This window comes from Neobacillus drentensis (genome assembly GCF_036965645.1).
Classification (GTDB): domain Bacteria; phylum Bacillota; class Bacilli; order Bacillales; family Cytobacillaceae; genus Neobacillus; species Neobacillus drentensis_D.
Window position 1 is genome coordinate 1 of the sequence record NZ_JBALPZ010000284.1, and the last position, 274, is coordinate 274.

At 31.8% G+C, this 274-nt stretch carries 1 pseudogene; it reads right to left on the reverse strand.

The window, feature by feature from the left end:
- A pseudogene (locus V7266_RS30395) lies at positions 1–207 on the reverse strand (glycosyltransferase); the annotation flags it as partial.
- Positions 208–274 lie beyond the last annotated feature (67 nt).

Consider the following 274-nt stretch of genomic DNA (forward strand, 5'->3'; position numbering starts at 1 on the left):
TTCACTTGGGAATCTCGCTTTAAAAATGTTTGCACATTCTTCTGAAACTGTAACGATATTATCAATTTTTTTAAAATAATTAATATCAAATTTAGGGTCCATTCCTAACTTATCGTAATCAATATGAACCCAACCAACCTTTTTTGAAGCCTCTACCTTATCTACACAAAAGTAGGTTGATGTTTTCTCCAAAAAACCAATTGCCACGTCATATTTTCTTTCTAAATTGTTAAAGGGCTTGGAAAGATGCTTCCATGTATATTGTTCCCTAGTT